Source organism: Specibacter sp. BI4 (genome assembly GCF_056680095.1).
Genome location: NZ_CM155265.1, coordinates 3288434 through 3304733, shown reverse-complemented (window position 1 = coordinate 3304733; position 16300 = coordinate 3288434). Strand labels below are relative to the sequence as shown.

Here is a 16300-nt window from a genome sequence, read left to right as displayed (position 1 = left end):
GTCTTGGTCCAGGGCCACGCCACCAACCGTTGTGAATGTAAAGGATTCTGAGGAAGTGCCTCTAAACAACCCGTCTGCCCCGCTGCGTCCGCTCCACCATCGTGGGGCAACGCTGGCGCAGCTGGCCGATCTGGTGGGCGCGGCCACAAGCACCCCACAGGATGCCGCCCTTCCCTCACGAGTGACAGGCGTCAGTCTGGACTCCCGGACCATTTGCCCGGGTGACCTCTACGTTGCCCTGCCCGGGGCGCGTGTGCATGGCGCCCAGTTCGCCGGGATGGCAGTCGCAGCCGGTGCTGTCGCGATTTTGACTGACGACGCCGGGACCGGTCTTTTGGGTGCCGGTTGCGTCGTGCCTGTCCTCACCGTGGCGGACGCCCGCGCCGCCACGGGCGCCGTCGCGGCAAGCGTCTATGGGACTGCCGCCGGCAGCCGGGCGCCCGGCGGCCTGGACTTGTTTGGCGTCACGGGCACCAACGGAAAAACCACCACCACCTACTTCCTGAACTCACTGCTGCGGGCCCTGGGCCAAACCACCGGGCTCATTGGCACGATTGAGATCCTGGCCGGCAGCGAAGCCATTCCCAGCAAGCTGACAACCCCTGAATCCACTGACGTGCATGCCCTTCTGGCCGTCATGGCCGAAAGGGGCCTGGGCGCCGCCTCCATGGAGGTGTCCTCCCATGCGCTGGCGTTTGGCCGGATTGATTCCGTGGTTTTCAATGTCGCAGGTTTCACCAACCTCACCCAGGACCACCTTGACCTGCACGGCGGAATGGAAAGCTATTTCGCGACGAAGGCGGCCCTTTTCACACCGGAGCATGCAGCCGCGGCCGTCATCACCGTTGACGACTACTGGGGCCGGCGCATGGCTGCGGCCTGCACAGTGCCCACAGTGACCCTGGCAACCACCACAGGCGGGCAAGAAACGGCCGCCGCGTGGCAGGTGCGTGACGTGCGCCGGGACGGCATCGGTTCCCGCTTCAGCCTCTGCGGCCCGGACGGCGCTGTACTCAGGGTCCACACCGGCCTGCCGGGGGACTTCAATGTTTCCAACGCGGCGCTTGCCCTGGTCATGGTGGCGACCCGGCTGCTGGCGGTGCCCGCTGAGCCCGGCGCCGCTGCCGGACCGGCCCGAAACGCCCAGGAGGTGCTCGCGCAGCTGCAGGCAGTCCTTGACAGCAACGACCCGTTCACCGTCGAGGTGCCTGGGCGCATGCAGCTCATCGGCACCGCCCCCGTTGCAGTGGTCGATTTTGCGCACAATCCCGATGCCCTGGCACGGGCACTTGACGCCGTCCGCCCCACCGCCGGGGGCGCCCGCGTGATTGCAGTCTTTGGTGCCACGGGGGAGCGGGACGCCACGAAGCGGCCCATCATGGGCGCCGTCGCGGCCCGGGGTGCCGACGTGGTCATTATCACCGACGACGACCCGCACGACGAAGACCCGGCGGCCATCCGTGCCGACGTGCTCGCGGGCGCCCGCGAAGCCAACGGGCAGGAGGGCCTGGGCCGGGTGGTCGAGGAATTCGACCAACGTGCCGCGGCCATCGCCCGCGCCGTGGAACTGGCCACGCCGGCGGATGTGATCCTGGTGGCCGGACGCGGCCATGAAGTTTACCAAGAAGTCAAAGGGGTCAATATTTCCCTCGACGACAGGGTTGAACTGCGGGCGGCCCTGGCCTCCCGCGGATTCCCGCTCACTCATGCAAGCAAGATAGAGTCCTCAACTGATGATTGAAATTTCTGCGGCCCAGATTGCCGAACTGACCCACGGCACCCTTTCTGCCGGCACCGATCCCAGCACGCTCATCGATGTGGCCAAGATTGCCACCGATTCCCGTGAGGTCGTGCCGGGGGGCATGTACGTTGCCAAGGCCGGGGAGCACAGCGACGGCCACGACTTCGTTGCGGCGGCGGTTGCCTCCGGGGCGGTGCTGTCACTGGTTGAACGTGACGTGCCCGCGGACGACGCCGGAACTCCCTTTCCCGCCGTCATCGTCGCCGACGCAGTGCTCGCCATGGGGGACCTGGCGGCCGAGGTTGTGCGCAGGATTCGGGCGCACTCGCCGCTGACTGTCATCGGCATTACGGGGTCGGCCGGCAAAACCACCACCAAGGACCTGCTGGCCGGCATCTTGTCGCCGGTGGGTCCGACCGTGTCACCCGTCGGGTCCTACAACGGCGAAGTGGGCGTGCCCCTGACGGTGTTCCGGGCGGTTGAAAGCACCCGCTATTTGATCATTGAAATGGGCGCCACGAAGATGGGGCAAATCACCTACCTCGGCAACATCGTCGCGCCCGACTTGGGCGTCGTCCTGTGCGTGGGCAGTGCCCATGCCGGCGAGTTCGGCTCCATTGACAACATTGCCGTTGCCAAGGGCGAGCTTGTTGAGGCGCTGGCACCGCAGGGCAGGGCGCTGTTGAACTACGACGACGGCCGGGTCCGGGCCATGGCCGCACGTTCCGGGGCGCCCGTGACATTCTTCAGCAGCGCGGATGCACCTGAAACCGGTGCCGGGCAGGAATTCCTGCAGGCCCGCAAGGTGCACACGAACGCCGAAGGCGAGCCCGAATTTGAGCTTGCCTTTCCGGGGACGGAGGGAACGTTCAAGGTGCACAGCAAGCTGCTGGGCCTGCACCATGTGGCAAACCTTTTGGCTGCGGCAGCGGCAGCACACACCCTGGGGGTCGACCCCGCAGCCATAGTCTCCTCGCTCAATGAGCAGCGCGCGGCCAGCCGATACAGGATGGAACGAACAGACCGCAGCGACGGCGTGACCATCATCAACGACGCCTACAACGCCAACCCGGAATCGATGCGTGCAGCCCTGCGCACCTTGGCCGAGCTCGGCGGCAGCGGCGCCAGGCGGACGTGGGCGGTGCTGGGGGAGATGCTCGAACTGGGCGCGGATTCAGTCCTCGAACATGATGCGGTGGGCCGGGTGGCAGTCCGGCTGAACATCTCCCGGCTGCTCGTCGTCGGTGCCGGGGCCCGTGCGATGCACGTTGGTGCCGTCATGGAGGGATCGTGGGGCGAAGAGTCAATGTTCGTGCCCGACGCGGACGCCGCCCAGGCCGTGCTCGCTGCTGCATTGGCACCGGGCGACATTGTTTTGTTCAAGTCTTCCAATGGCGCCGGACTACGGTTCCTGGGCGATCGGATAGCATTACCCCCGGGGCAAGACCCCAACAAAACCCGTGAAGCCACCTCAGGCGAAAGGACCTCCCAGCCATGATCGCATTGCTCATTGGTGCCGGCTTGGCGTTGGCCTTTGCCATGGTCGGCACACCCTTGTTCATCCGTGTCCTTGTTAAACAGGGATATGGACAGATTATCCGCGAGGATGGTCCCACCAGCCACCAGATCAAGCGCGGCACCCCCACCATGGGCGGCACGGTTGTTGTCGGGTCCGTGGTGGCTGCCTACTTCATCACGCACTTGATCGTGTGGCTGATCAACCCCGAATCCACGGGCCCCACGGCGTCGGGCCTGCTCATGATCTACCTCATGGTGGGCATGGGACTGGTTGGATTCCTGGACGACTTCCTGAAAATCACCAAGCAGCACAACACCGGGCTGGACCCCAAGGGCAAGCTCATCGGGCAGGCAGTGGTGGGCATTTCCTTCGCCATCATGGCCCTCGGCTTCCCGAACAGTGCCGGGGTGACCCCGGCCAGCACGTTCATCTCCTTTGCCCGCGACATCCCCTCCATGAACCTGGCCTTTGCCGGGGCGGGGCTGGGTGTGGTGTTGTTTGTGATCTGGTCGAACTTGATCATCACGGCCGCCACCAACGGTGTGAACCTCACCGACGGCCTCGACGGGCTGGCCACGGGAGCCTCAATCCTCGTCTTTGGCGCCTACACCCTCATCGGCCTGTGGCAGAGCAGCCAGGCCTGTGGCTCCCGCAAGGTGCCCTCGGAAACTGTCTGCTACGCAGTCCGCGATCCGTTGGACCTGTCCCTGCTTGCGGTCATCATGTTTGCCGCCTTGATTGGTTTCCTGTGGTGGAACACGTCGCCGGCAAAGATCTTCATGGGCGACACCGGCTCCCTGGCCATCGGCGGCGCCATGGCGGGTTTCGCCATTCTTTCCCGCACCGAGATTCTGCTGGCCATCATCGGCGGACTGTTTGTGGTCATCGCCTTGTCTGTCATCATCCAGGTCGGCTTTTTCAAGCTGTCCAAGGGCAAACGCGTCTTCTTGATGGCACCCCTGCAACACCACTTCGAGCTCAAGGGCTGGAAGGAAGTTACCGTGGTTGTCAGGTTCTGGATTTTGGCGGGCCTCATGGTTGCCGTGGGACTTGGCGCCTTTTACGCTGAATGGATTGTTCGACTGTGATTTCACCAGAAAACCGGCTTGAAGCACTGACCAGCTGGGACGCCGATTGGGCCGGACTGCGCGTGGTCGTGACTGGCATCAGCAAAACCGGGTTCTCCGTGGCTGACACCCTGGCCGAGCTGGGAGCCCACGTGGTCGTTGTGGCTGCCTCCGACGACGACGAAGCCCTGGCCCACGCCGACACGCTCAAGATCGTGGGCGTCAAGGACGTCATCCTTGGAGCCGGCACCTCCACGGTGCTGCCGCTTGTCGACGGCGAACCGGCCCAGCTTGTTGTTACCAGCCCCGGGTTCAAGCCCAGCCACCCGCTGCTGGCCGCTGCCGCAGCGGCAAACATCCCGATCTGGGGCGATGTGGAACTGGCCTGGCGGGTGCGGGTCAAGGCCGGACGGAAGACAGCCCAGTGGATCACCATCACCGGCACCAACGGCAAGACCACCACAACAACCATGGTTGAATCCATGCTGCAGGGTGCCGGGCTGCGTGCCATCGCAGCAGGGAACATCGGCACACCCATTCTTGACGCCGTCCGGGACCCGGAAGGGTACGACGTGCTGGCTGTTGAACTCTCAACGTTCCAGCTGCATTGGACGGAGTCACTCGAGCCCGTCTCAAGCGTGTGCCTGAACCTCGCCGAGGACCACGTCGACTGGCATGGCAGCTTTGCCGCCTACGCCGCCGACAAGGCAAAAATTTATGCGAACACGCAGATCGCCTGCGTTTACAACGCGGAACAAATTGAAACCGAACGGATGGTCCAGGAAGCTGACGTCCTGGAGGGCTGCCGGGCGGTCGGATTCACGACAGGCATCCCGGCCGTCAGCATGGTCGGTGTGGTCGAGGGGCTCCTCGTCGACCGTGCCTTCATTGCAGAACGCAAGGACTCCGCGGCGGAATTGGCCAAGATCAGCGACATCGGGGATCTGGTGCCGCGCCATCTCGTCGCCAACGCGGCGGCCGCTGCGGCGCTCGTGCTCGCCTACGGGCTCACCCCGGAGGACGTGCGCAAGGGCCTGCAGGACTACGAGAACGGGGACCACAGGATTCAGCCCGTGGCCAGTTCCGACGGGGTGCTGTGGGTCAACGACTCCAAGGCGACCAACCCGCATGCCGCGGCAGCATCACTGTCGTCCTTTGACCCTGTCATCTGGATTGCCGGCGGGCTGTCCAAGGGCGTCGACTACGACGAACTGGTGCAACAGCAGGCGCCACGGCTCAAGGCGGTTGTTCTGATCGGGTCCGACAGCACCGCACTGGCAGGCTCCCTGGCCCGGCACGCTGCCCAGGTGCCGGTCATCCAGACGCGCGCCCAGGGCGGCCGGCACTCTGACGCAGCCGTCCTGCGCGGCGACGCCGTGATGGCCGAGGCTGTTGCGGCGGCGGCGTCACTGGCAACGGACGGGGACACGGTGCTGATGGCACCGGCGTCGGCCTCCATGGACCAATTCACCTCCTACGCCCACCGGGGCCAGGCGTTTATTGACGCCGTCCGGGAGCTGCTGGAATCACGGGCGAGCGCCAACAAGGAGTCATAGTGGCCAAGACCCCCGCACAGCCAGGCACATCGGCCACTCGCGCAGCGGGGGCCAAAACAGCTGCGGAAACGGCTGCCGGAAGTACGGCTGGCAAGGCAGGAACTGCAAAGCCGGCAACTGCAAAGCCGGCAACTGGAAAGCCAGGAAACCCTGCCGACACCAAGGCGGCAAAGCCGGCTGCGGCGGGCGGAGGCCAGCCCCGCAAGTCCGGCAAGGCTGGCAGGGAGTCGAAGCCGCGGGCGTTTCAGGGTGTCCGCGACTGGTTCAATGCCAAGGTTGGACGCCCCACAGCCTCTTACTATTGGATTATTGGCACCACCGTCGCCCTGACCATGATTGGGCGCATGACTGTGCTGTCGGCGTCAACGGCTGAAACAATCTCGCAGGGCAAGGACCCGTACGACCTCTTCATCAAGGAGTCGGGCTTTGCCGTGCTCGGCCTGGTGCTGATGTTTTTTCTGTCCTGCCTGCGGCCGACCATCTGGAAGAAGGTGGCCCCGTTCCTGATTTTGCTGGCGGTCGTGCTGCTGGTCCTGGTATTTACCCCGCTCGGCGTCAACGTCAACGGCAACCTGAACTGGCTGAACCTGGCCGGGCTGCAGTTCCAGCCCTCCGAGGCGGCAAAACTTGCCCTTGCCGTGTGGATGGGTGCGGTCCTTGCCGCCAAGGGCAGGCTCGTGCGCGAGTTCTGGCACGTCGTCCTGCCTGTCGGGGTGGGTGCTGCCATCATCTTGGGGCTGATTCTCCTGGGCCACGACCTTGGCACGACGGTCATTATCGGCATGATGGTGCTGGCCGGGTTGATGTTTGCCGGCGTGCGCTGGTGGACCCTGTCAATTGCCGTTGTGGGCGCCGTCGTGGTGGCCCTGATCTCGAACCTGACAAGTGACAACCGCACCAGCCGCTTCGCCAGTTGGCTTGGCGACTGCAGCCAGCCGGGCGCCTGCGACCAATACCTCAACGGGGCCTACGCCCTGGCCTCGGGCGGCTGGTTTGGGGTGGGGCTCGGGCAGAGCCGGCAGAAGTGGAACTGGATCCCTGAGGCCCACAACGACTTCATCTTCGCCATCATCGGTGAAGAGTTCGGCTTGCTGGGCACCATCATCATCGTTGGTTTGTACGCCGTGCTGGCCTACTCGATCTTCCGTGTCATCAACACACGCAACGACACCATGTCCAGGGTTGTCTGCGGGATGATCCTGACCTGGATCGTGGGCCAGGCCGCCGTCAACATTGCTGTTGTGGTCGGCCTGCTGCCTGTCATTGGCGTCCCGCTGCCCTTGATTTCCTATGGCGGCACGGCCCTGATCATGGTGCTTGCCGCGATCGGTGTCATGCTGTCCTTTTCCCGCACCGAACCAGAAGGAACCTTGAAGTCCTCATGACGCAAAAGCAAAACCAGCCACTGTCAGTGGTGTTGGCCGGGGGCGGTTCCGCGGGGCATGTGAGCCCGCTGCTGGCCATTGCCGCAGCCATCCAGCGGCGCATCCCCGAGGCTGCCATCCTGGCAGTGGGGACCAGGGACGGGCTCGAGGCAACACTTGTCCCGGCTGCAGGGCACGAGCTGGCGTTCATTGAACGCATCCCGCTGCCGCGCAAACCGTCAATGGACCTGGTTAAACTTCCTGTGCGCATGCGTCGTGCCGTTGCTGCAGCGAAGAAGCACCTGCAGGACGCCAACGCCGATGTCCTGGTGGGTGTGGGCGGCTACGTCTGCACGCCGATGTACCTGGCGGCGAAGTCGCTGGGAGTCCCTGTCGTGGTCCACGAGGCCAACACCAAGGCCGGGCTCGCCAACAAAGTGGGCGCCAGATACACCACCTATGTGGGGACGGCGTTTGCCGCCACCAAGATCCGCCATGCACATCTGGTCGGCATGCCCATGCGCGAGGCCATTGCCACCCTGGACCGGGCCGCTGCACAGCTTGAGGCCCGGGAACGGCTCGGACTCGAGGCAGACACGCCGACGCTGATCGTGACCGGAGGGTCCCTCGGTGCCCTGCGGCTCAACCGGGCCGTGGCCGGCTCAGTGGAAGCACTGGCCGCAGCCGGCATCCAAACCCTGCACATCACCGGCAAAGGCAAAACCGTCCTGGACGATGCCGGCGCACCGCTGCGCGGCGATCTGTACCACCAGGCTGAATACGTTGACCGCATGGAGGATGTCTACGCCGCGGCGGACCTCTTGTTGTGCCGTTCCGGCGCCGGCACCGTGTCGGAGGTTGCCGCCGTGGGACTGCCCGCAGTATTTGTGCCACTGCCCATCGGCAACGGTGAACAGGCCCGCAATGCCGCCGGGCTCATAGCCGCCGATGCGGCGTTGCTGGTGCCCGACGGAGACCTGGACGCGGCGTGGATCCAAGACCAGCTCATACCACTGTGCCTCGACGCGCCGCGGCTCGCCCGCATGGGCGCTGCGGCCGCAGCACTGGGCATTCGAGACGCCGCAGACCGCATGGCCGACATGGTCTTTGCGGCGGGCGGGAAATGAAGCACATGACGAAGAAAGTTAATGCAGTGCCGTACATTCCACCAACGCTGGCCGAACTTGGCCGCGTGCATTTCATCGGCATGGGCGGTGCCGGCATGTCTGCCGTCGCCAGGATCATGCTGGGCCAGGGCGTGCCCGTCAGCGGCTCCGACGCCAGGAAATCGGCTGGCCTTGCCCAGTTGGCTGCCCTGGGTGCCACAGTGCACATTGGCCAGACCGCTGCCAACGTTGCGGCCGTGGACACCGTTGTGGTCTCCACCGCGATTCGCGAAAGCAATCCGGAGCTTGCCGCGGCCCGTGCGGCCGGCCTGCGCGTGCTGCACCGCTCCCAGGCCCTGGCCGCCACCATGGCAGGGGACACGGTTGTCGCTGTCGCCGGAACGCACGGCAAGACAACCACCACCTCGATGATCACCGTCATGCTCAGGGGTGCCGGCGTTGACGCCTCCTTCGCGGTGGGCGGCACCGTACAGGGCCTGGGCGTCAATGCCGCCCACGGCGGGGCAAGCGTTTTTGTGGCGGAGGCTGACGAGTCCGATGCCTCGTTCTTGAACTACCGCCCGCAGATTGCCGTGGTGACCAATCTTGAGGCCGACCACCTTGACCATTACGGAACGGCTGAGGCGGTGTTTGACGCGTTTGTGCAGTTCACGGCGCTGCTGCCGGCTGACGGCACCTTGGTCGCGTGCGCCGACGACGCCGGGTCGGCCGCCTTGGCCGCCCAGGCCGTGGCCGCCGGGAAGCGTTGCCTGAGCTACGGTTTTGCGGAGGGCGCTGACATCCGCCTGCTGCCGGGCACGCAGGACGGCCTCCACACCACAGCTTCGGTGGTGGTGCGTCCCGGCGTTCTCGACGCCGGGAAGGCAATGCAGTTTGACTTGAAGCTCCAGGTGCCGGGCAACCACAACCTCAGCAATGCGGCCGCCGCGGTGGCGGTGGCTGTGGCGTTGGGTGTGGACGCGTCCGGTGCCATCGATGCGCTGGCCGCCTTCAGCGGGGCTGCCAGAAGGTTTGAAGCGAAGGGGGAGGGGCGCGGAGTCGCCGTGTTTGACGACTATGCCCACCACCCGACTGAAGTGACTGCCGCGCTCCGGGCCGCCAAGACCGTTGCCGGAAACCACAAGGTCCATGTCCTCTTTCAGCCGCACCTGTTTTCACGGACAAGGGAGTTCGCTGCCGAATTCGCCCAGGCACTGGATCTGGCCGACACCGTGGCGGTGCTCGACATTTATCCGGCCCGCGAGGATCCCATCCCGGGGGTCACGAGTGAATTGATCACTGCCGCACTGCAGCAGCCCTTTGGCTATGCCCCGGACAGTGCCGCCGCCGTGCAGGAGCTGGCCCGGTTGGCGGTGGCCGGCGACATCATCCTGACAGTTGGGGCCGGCGACGTCACCGAATTTGGGCCGGCACTTGTTGCCGCGCTCAACTCCGGCCAGCCGGCAGGCGAACCGACAGCCGGCGGGGAACGTCCCGGAAGCCGTGCAGCCGATGGCGGGCACGACGAAAACGGGCACAGCGGTGGCTGAGCCACGCAAGCCAAGGGTCATCAGGACCCGCCCCGGGACAGGGCTGCCGTCCCAGCCGAAGGCTGATCCGGCGGGCGCCGAGGGGACGCCTGTGGAGCAGGCCGGTGCCGTGCGTGGCACCAGCGCCAAGGTCTCGGTTGAACGGCTCCCTGCGGCCACGCAGGATGAAACGGACCCGCCAAAATCACCGGGCCGGAGAATTCCCAGCTGGAAATCCATGATGCCCAAAGCCGGGATCGGACATGCCGGGGACGACCAGGGCCCCGGCTCGGACACCACGGAGCCGGTGCCCGCTGGGTCCGGGGAGCCAGCATCCAAGACTGCGGCCTCCAAAAATCCGGCGCCCAAGTCTGCGGCCTCCAAAAACGCGGCGCCCAAGTCTGCCGGAAAAAGCCCGGTCGCCACGACCCAAGGCACACCCGGCACCAAGGCCCCGGCAGGAAAACCTTCCCCTGCAGGTGCCAAGGCGGGAAGCTCCAAATTGGGCAGCCCCCAACGTTCCACAGGGGCTGCCACCGGTGGTTCAGGACCGGGCGGCGGCGCGCAGGTGCTGGCCTTCCCCGTCCCTGAATACAAACGCCGACGCCGCACCATCATCTACACCCTGACGGGCATCGTCGTCGTGCTGGCCCTGGTTATGGCTGTCGCCTTGTTTTCACCGGCGCTGGCCGTCAAAACCATCACTTTTGAGGGAAACAAACTTGTCGGGGAAGAAGTTCTCCAAGGCGCCGTGGCACCCATCCGGTCCAAGCCGCTGCCCCAGGTGACGGATGGGCAGGTGCAGGAACTGCTCAGTTCCGTGGTCCAGGTCAAGAGCTCACACATCGAGGCAAGGCCGCCGTCCACCCTGCTGATCCACATCGTGGAGCGGATGCCGGTTGCCCTGCTCAAGAACGAGGAGGAATACCTTCTGGTTGACCAGGACGGGGTGCAGCTGGGCTCCACTGCCGACCCGGGATCTGTGGCGCTGCCGCTGATCGACGGAGGCAAGGCAGTGATTGGCCAGGACACCTTCCAGGCAATGACAGCCGTGCTGGCAAATCTGCCGCAGTCGATTCTGGGCCAGCTTGCCAACGCAACAGCCGAGTCGCCTGATGCCGTGGAGCTCAAGCTTGCCGACGGCAGAAGCGTCATCTGGGGCAATGCCAGTGACATGGAGCTGAAGGCGCAGGTCCTGGAGGCCCTGCTCAGTGCCCCGCCGCCCACAGCGCCGGCTGGAAAACCCGTCCCGGAGCCTGCCAAGGTTTTTGATGTCAGCGCCCCGCGCCACCCTGTGACACGATGAGGGTGCACGAAAATCGGAGGAACTGGCCGCCTGGCACCGGAGAAGGGCTCAATAGTGGGTTTTTTTGCGGGATTAGGGCGACACGCGGCAGCGGTAATTGCATGCGGCACGGATGCACCATAGCGTCAATGACACGAACTAGTTGACATAACTATAACCTTCAACTTGAAGGTTAAGCTACATAAAGTCTCAAGCAACGCTTCAGGGTTGCTCCGGAGATCCCAGCCGGCACCTTGAAAAGGGGTACATTCTTTGTCAGCGGCAGCAAATATTGATCTTTCAGCAACATACGAACAAGGGACACCTAACGTGGCAGCACCCCAGAATTACTTGGCAGTCATCAAAGTCGTCGGTATCGGCGGTGGCGGCGTAAATGCAGTGAACCGCATGATTGACGTGGGTCTGCGCGGCGTGGAGTTCATCGCCATCAACACGGACGCACAAGCGCTGCTGATGAGCGATGCCGACGTCAAGCTCGACGTCGGCCGGGAACTGACGCGCGGCCTGGGTGCCGGCGCCAATCCCGACGTCGGACGCCAGGCGGCGGAGGACCATGCCGAGGAGATCGAGGAGGTCCTGCGCGGGGCCGACATGGTCTTTGTGACGGCAGGCGAGGGTGGCGGTACCGGAACCGGCGGCGCGCCGGTTGTTGCCCGGATTGCCCGCGGCTTGGGTGCACTGACCATTGGTGTGGTGACGCGCCCGTTCACTTTCGAGGGACGTCGTCGCGCCACCAGCGCCGACAGCGGCATTGACGCCCTGCGCGACGAGGTTGACACCTTGATCGTGATCCCGAACGACCGCCTCCTGTCCATCAGCGACCGCAACGTCTCGGTCATCGAGGCCTTCCGGACCGCTGACCAGGTCCTGCTGTCAGGTGTGCAGGGCATCACCGACCTCATTACGACGCCCGGCCTGATCAACCTCGACTTTGCGGACGTCAAGTCCGTGATGCAGGGTGCGGGCTCGGCCCTGATGGGCATCGGTTCCGCACGCGGCGAGGACCGCGCCGTCAAGGCGGCCGAGCTGGCCATCGCCTCCCCGCTGCTGGAAGCGTCCATTGACGGCGCCCATGGCGTGCTGCTCTCCATTCAGGGTGGCTCCGACCTTGGTCTGTTCGAGATCAACGAGGCAGCCCGGCTGGTCCAGGAAGTGGCACACCCGGAAGCCAACATCATCTTCGGCGCCGTCATTGACGACGCCCTGGGCGATGAAGTGCGCGTGACAGTCATCGCCGCCGGTTTTGACGCACCGGATCAGGCGGTCGAGACACGGGAACCTGCCGCCCAGGCAGCACCACCGGTGCCTGTCGCCGTCCCGGCCAGTGCCTCGGTGACAAACCTCAGCCAGTGGGGCCAGCCGTCGGGTGCCAACGTTCCCGCTGACGGCGGGTTTGACGTCGAGCTGCCCGCCATCGTGGAACCAGACCTCACCGGGCACCGCTCCGACGATCTGGATGTTCCCGACTTCCTGAAGTAGCACCGCCTCCCGTCTCCGGCAGCGGCCCTCCGGTCCCCGGCAGTCGCCGGCTCCATGAATGGTCAGGTAGTTTGCATGTGGTCTTCAAAGCAGGTCCGTCCCGGGATATGGATGGGCTTCACCGACACCACTGCAGGCAACCTGGCCTTTCATGTTGGTGACGCCCCGGCGCGTGTGGCGCACCGGCGGGCAGCCGTGGAGGCGGCGATGTCCCCGGGGGGCGGCGTGGGCGGCCAACTGGCCTACATGAACCAGGTCCACGGAAACCACGTGGCCGTCATCGAAGGCGGCAACTCCGGAAACTCCGGCCTCGAGGCACCCACCGCTGATGCCATGGTTGCCGCCGCCGGCGCGGCTTCGGCGGCCGGGCTGGCCGTGATGGTGGCCGACTGCGTTCCTGTCGTGCTCGTTGGCAGCACCGCCGCGGGGGCACCCGTCCTGGCCGTGGCCCACGCCGGGCGGCCCGGTGTGGAACAGGGCGTCATCGCCGCGGTCGTGGCGCAGATGCGGCTGTCCGGTGCCGTTGAAATTGAGTCCTGGCTCGGACCCAGCGTCTGCGGCAGCTGCTATGAAGTTCCCGATGCAATGCGCGGGATCGTGTCGGCGAAGATCCCGGAAGCCTTTGCCACAACCTCCTGGGGGACGCCGGCCCTGGACCTGCCGGCAGCCGTACTGGCCCAGCTGGCCAACGAAGGCGTGCAGGCGCACGCTTCGGGCATCTGCACACTGGAGGACACGAGGTACTACTCACACCGGCGCTCACAGCGTGACGGGGAAGCCGAAGGCCGGTTCATTGGCTTTGTCCGGGCAGCTCCCGATCCTCCCCGCGCACCAGGGGCAGCAACCGCGTAACGAAGACCCAGCCCCACGGACCACAAACCCCCAACGCCGGCCCATCCCGCAGCACGCGCCGCGTGCACCCTGACGAAGGAACCCCCAGCAATGACGTCGCAAGACCCCCGCACGGCAGTTCTCGCTGACCGCCTTGCAGCAGTGAAGCAGCGGATCAACGCCGCTGCCCGGGTGCATGCCGAGCCCACACTCATTGTGGTCACCAAGTTCCACCCCGCCTCCGATGTCCTGAGACTGAGGAGCCTTGGAGTCGCCGATGTCGGTGAAAACCGGGACCAGGAGGCCGCGGCGAAAGCGGTGGAGCTGTCCGATCCGGCACTGCGCTGGCACTTCATCGGCCAACTGCAAACCAACAAGGCCAAATCCGTGGCGGCCTACGCCCACTCCGTGCACTCGATCGACAGGGTCTCGCTGGTCAAATCCCTTGGCCGTGCCATGTCCGCCAGGCAGCAGGAAAACGGCAGGGCCGACCTGGAATGCTTCATCCAGGTTGACCTGTCCGAAGCATACGAAGCCTACGGAGACTCGGCTGCCAACGGACTGCTTGGCCACGCAGGCAGGGGAGGGGTTGCGCCGTCGGGCATTCAGGAACTGGCCGACCTCATCGCAGGCACCGGGGGACTCTCCCTGGCCGGACTCATGGCTGTGGCGCCGCTGGGAGTTGTACCGGAACCGGCCTTTGAGCTCTTGGCCTCCGCGTCGGCGGCATTGACAGCAGTGCATCCGCAGGCAGGGGGCATTTCGGCCGGCATGAGCCACGACCTTGAAGCTGCACTGGCAGCCGGTGCGACACACCTGCGTGTCGGTTCGGATATACTCGGCCCCCGTCCCGCGGTGATGTAGCGTTTTAGGTGTAGGCAACAAGTTGTTTTGCCGCACAACGTACCTGACAGAGTGATATGGGCTTTGCAGACTAATGAGGAGCAACCATGGCTGGCGCTATGCGCAAGACAATGATTTTTCTTGGGCTCGCCGACGGTGACGAGCACTATGAGGCTGAACAGTCAACGTCCTTCCTAAAGGACGAAGGCACTGCTGAAGTCCATGAGCGTGAAGCCGCGCCTGCGCCGGCTGCCGCCACGGAACCAGCAGCACCCAAGGCCGGCGACGAAGAATACCGGGCACCGGTGACCCCCATCAAGCGCGCCGCATCAAATCGGGAAGAGGCAGTCAGTTTGCGTCAAATCACCACCGTTCATCCCCGGTCCTACAATGATGCGAAAATCATTGGGGAAAGCTTCCGGGACGGCATTCCAGTCATCATGAACGTCACGGACATGGGCGAAGCGGATGCCAAGCGTCTGGTCGATTTCTCAGCAGGCCTGGTCTTTGGGCTGCGGGGCTCCATCGAGCGCGTCACCAACAAGGTGTTCCTTCTCTCACCGTCCTACATTGAAGTCCTTGGCGACGACAAAAAGGTCTCCGACACGCAGGCGACCTTCTTCAACCAGAGCTAGGGCAGCGGCCGCGCCAACTATTTTGAACTGCCCGGGCACCTTGTGCCCGGGCAGTTCGTTGTATTGGGAGCCGGGCAAATGTGCCGGCTCCCCAGCGGCCCTGCCGGCGCTGGTCTATTCTTAAAGCCAACGTTTTAGTTTTCCTCCACCTAGGGATTGAGTGCACTCGCGTGACAATTGTTTTCGGTCTTCTCTACTTGTTGCTGTTGCTGTACTTCCTGACGCTCCTGCTGCGCATGGTGTTCGACTGGATACAGGTTTTTTCCCGTGACTGGCGGCCCAAGGGTGCAGCCCTGGTCGGCGCTTCGGTCGTTTACAGGCTCACCGACCCGCCGTTGCGCAAGCTGCGTGCGATGATTCCACCATGGCGTATCGGCTCGATTGCCCTCGACATTGGCTTCATTTTATTGCTCGTCGCGGTGGGTATTGGGATGAGTGTCACAAAAAGTTTTGTCAATTAGCGCCGCGTCGTTAGTTTTCACCGGCGAAAAGCTATATTGTAAAAAGCGATAGACCCCCAGTGCAGATCGCCAGATTTGTATTCGGTACCGCAGTCGGTACGGTTTCCGCCGTTTCCAGACGCACTAAGACCAATGAGGTGACTAGATGGCGCTTACGCCAGAAGACGTTGTCAACAAACGGTTCCAGCCGACAAAGTTTCGTGAAGGCTATGACCAGGACGAAGTCGACGATTTTCTTGACGAAATCGTTGTAGAGCTTCGCCGTTTGCATCAAGAAAATGACGAGCTGCGCAAGCAGCTTGACCAGAGCCCAGCCGACACCGGCGTGGTTCCCGCCCAGGCAGCGCCGCTGCTTGAGAAGGAGCCTGCCGTTGTGGAGGAGCCTGTCAAGGCCGAGCCGGAAGTTGTCGAGCCTGTCAAGGCCGCTCCGGAGCCGGTTGTTGAAAAGGCACCCGTGGTTGCAGCAGCTCCCGCCCCCGTAACGGCATCGGCCTCGGCCGAATCCGCCTCGGGCGTCATTGCCTTGGCCCAGCGCCTCCATGACGAATACGTCAATGCAGGTGTTGAGCAGCGCGACAAGATCATCGCTGAAGCACAGATCGAAGCCAGCACGCTGGTCAACGATGCCCAGGAGAAGAGCCGCAAAACGCTCGGTGCCCTGGAGCAGCAGCGTTCGGTGCTTGAGCGCAAGGTGGAGCAGTTGCGTGGATTTGAGCGCGACTACCGTTCACGCCTGAAGACCTACATTGAAGGTCAGCTGCGTGACTTGGATGCTCGCGGTTCGGTGGCAGCACCGGACTTCTCCGAGAGCAGCTCGGACTCCTAGCAATAATTCAAAGGCCGGTGGGGCAAGGAAACTTGCT

At 64.3% G+C, this 16300-nt stretch carries 14 protein-coding genes; all 14 read left to right on the top strand.

The genetic code is table 11. The features are described from left to right. Positions 1-55: 55 nt before the first annotated feature. The 14 genes from AC1L6K_RS15155 to AC1L6K_RS15090 all read left to right on the top strand — a co-directional run bounded on the left by AC1L6K_RS15155 (position 56) and on the right by AC1L6K_RS15090 (position 16263). Positions 56-1741, top strand: coding sequence for a UDP-N-acetylmuramoyl-L-alanyl-D-glutamate--2,6-diaminopimelate ligase (locus AC1L6K_RS15155; protein WP_480949680.1), 1686 nt, complete (start codon positions 56-58; stop codon positions 1739-1741). After that, the gene (locus AC1L6K_RS15150) at positions 1734-3239 is read left to right on the top strand and encodes a UDP-N-acetylmuramoyl-tripeptide--D-alanyl-D-alanine ligase (protein WP_480949679.1); all 1506 of its coding nucleotides are present in this window, start codon (positions 1734-1736) and stop codon (positions 3237-3239) included. Before AC1L6K_RS15155 ends, AC1L6K_RS15150 begins: the two co-directional genes overlap by 8 nt. Then, positions 3236-4348, top strand: coding sequence for a phospho-N-acetylmuramoyl-pentapeptide-transferase (mraY, locus tag AC1L6K_RS15145; RefSeq protein ID WP_480949678.1), 1113 nt, complete (start codon positions 3236-3238; stop codon positions 4346-4348). Before AC1L6K_RS15150 ends, mraY begins: the two co-directional genes overlap by 4 nt. Then, positions 4330-5883 carry a UDP-N-acetylmuramoyl-L-alanine--D-glutamate ligase gene (gene murD / locus AC1L6K_RS15140; protein ID WP_480949677.1) on the top strand — a complete coding sequence of 518 codons (1554 nt, stop codon included), beginning with the start codon at positions 4330-4332 and terminating at the stop codon, positions 5881-5883. The genes mraY and murD overlap by 19 nt, the downstream gene beginning before the upstream one ends. Beyond that, on the top strand, positions 5883-7268 hold the full coding sequence (ftsW, locus tag AC1L6K_RS15135) for a putative lipid II flippase FtsW (RefSeq protein ID WP_480949676.1): 1386 nt from the start codon (positions 5883-5885) through the stop codon (positions 7266-7268). The genes murD and ftsW overlap by 1 nt, the downstream gene beginning before the upstream one ends. Then, positions 7265-8374 (top strand): undecaprenyldiphospho-muramoylpentapeptide beta-N-acetylglucosaminyltransferase, encoded by a 1110-nt coding sequence (gene murG / locus AC1L6K_RS15130; protein ID WP_480949675.1) that lies wholly within the window; start codon positions 7265-7267, stop codon positions 8372-8374. Before ftsW ends, murG begins: the two co-directional genes overlap by 4 nt. Before the next feature lie 5 nt (positions 8375-8379). After that, entirely contained in the window at positions 8380-9903 is a 1524-nt protein-coding gene (gene murC / locus AC1L6K_RS15125; RefSeq protein WP_480949674.1) for a UDP-N-acetylmuramate--L-alanine ligase, read from the top strand. Further along, complete coding sequence (locus tag AC1L6K_RS15120) at positions 9896-11188, top strand: cell division protein FtsQ/DivIB (RefSeq protein ID WP_480949673.1); 1293 nt, start codon at positions 9896-9898, stop codon at positions 11186-11188. The genes murC and AC1L6K_RS15120 overlap by 8 nt, the downstream gene beginning before the upstream one ends. 309 nt (positions 11189-11497) lie before the next feature. Further along, entirely contained in the window at positions 11498-12667 is a 1170-nt protein-coding gene (gene ftsZ, locus AC1L6K_RS15115; protein ID WP_480949672.1) for a cell division protein FtsZ, read from the top strand. Positions 12668-12742: 75 nt separating this feature from the next. After that, a complete protein-coding gene (locus AC1L6K_RS15110; RefSeq protein ID WP_480949671.1) occupies positions 12743-13519 on the top strand; it encodes a laccase domain-containing protein in 777 nt (258 codons plus the stop codon). Positions 13520-13609: 90 nt separating this feature from the next. Next, on the top strand, positions 13610-14362 hold the full coding sequence (locus AC1L6K_RS15105) for a YggS family pyridoxal phosphate enzyme (RefSeq protein WP_480949670.1): 753 nt from the start codon (positions 13610-13612) through the stop codon (positions 14360-14362). A gap of 86 nt (positions 14363-14448) precedes the next feature. Then, positions 14449-14976, top strand: a complete 528-nt coding sequence (locus tag AC1L6K_RS15100) for a cell division protein SepF (protein ID WP_480949669.1) — start codon at positions 14449-14451, stop codon at positions 14974-14976. A gap of 170 nt (positions 14977-15146) precedes the next feature. Beyond that, positions 15147-15437: a YggT family protein gene (locus AC1L6K_RS15095; RefSeq protein ID WP_480949668.1), complete on the top strand. Its 291-nt coding sequence runs from the start codon at positions 15147-15149 to the stop codon at positions 15435-15437. A gap of 145 nt (positions 15438-15582) precedes the next feature. Further along, on the top strand, positions 15583-16263 hold the full coding sequence (locus AC1L6K_RS15090) for a DivIVA domain-containing protein (protein ID WP_480949667.1): 681 nt from the start codon (positions 15583-15585) through the stop codon (positions 16261-16263). Positions 16264-16300: the final 37 nt, after the last annotated feature.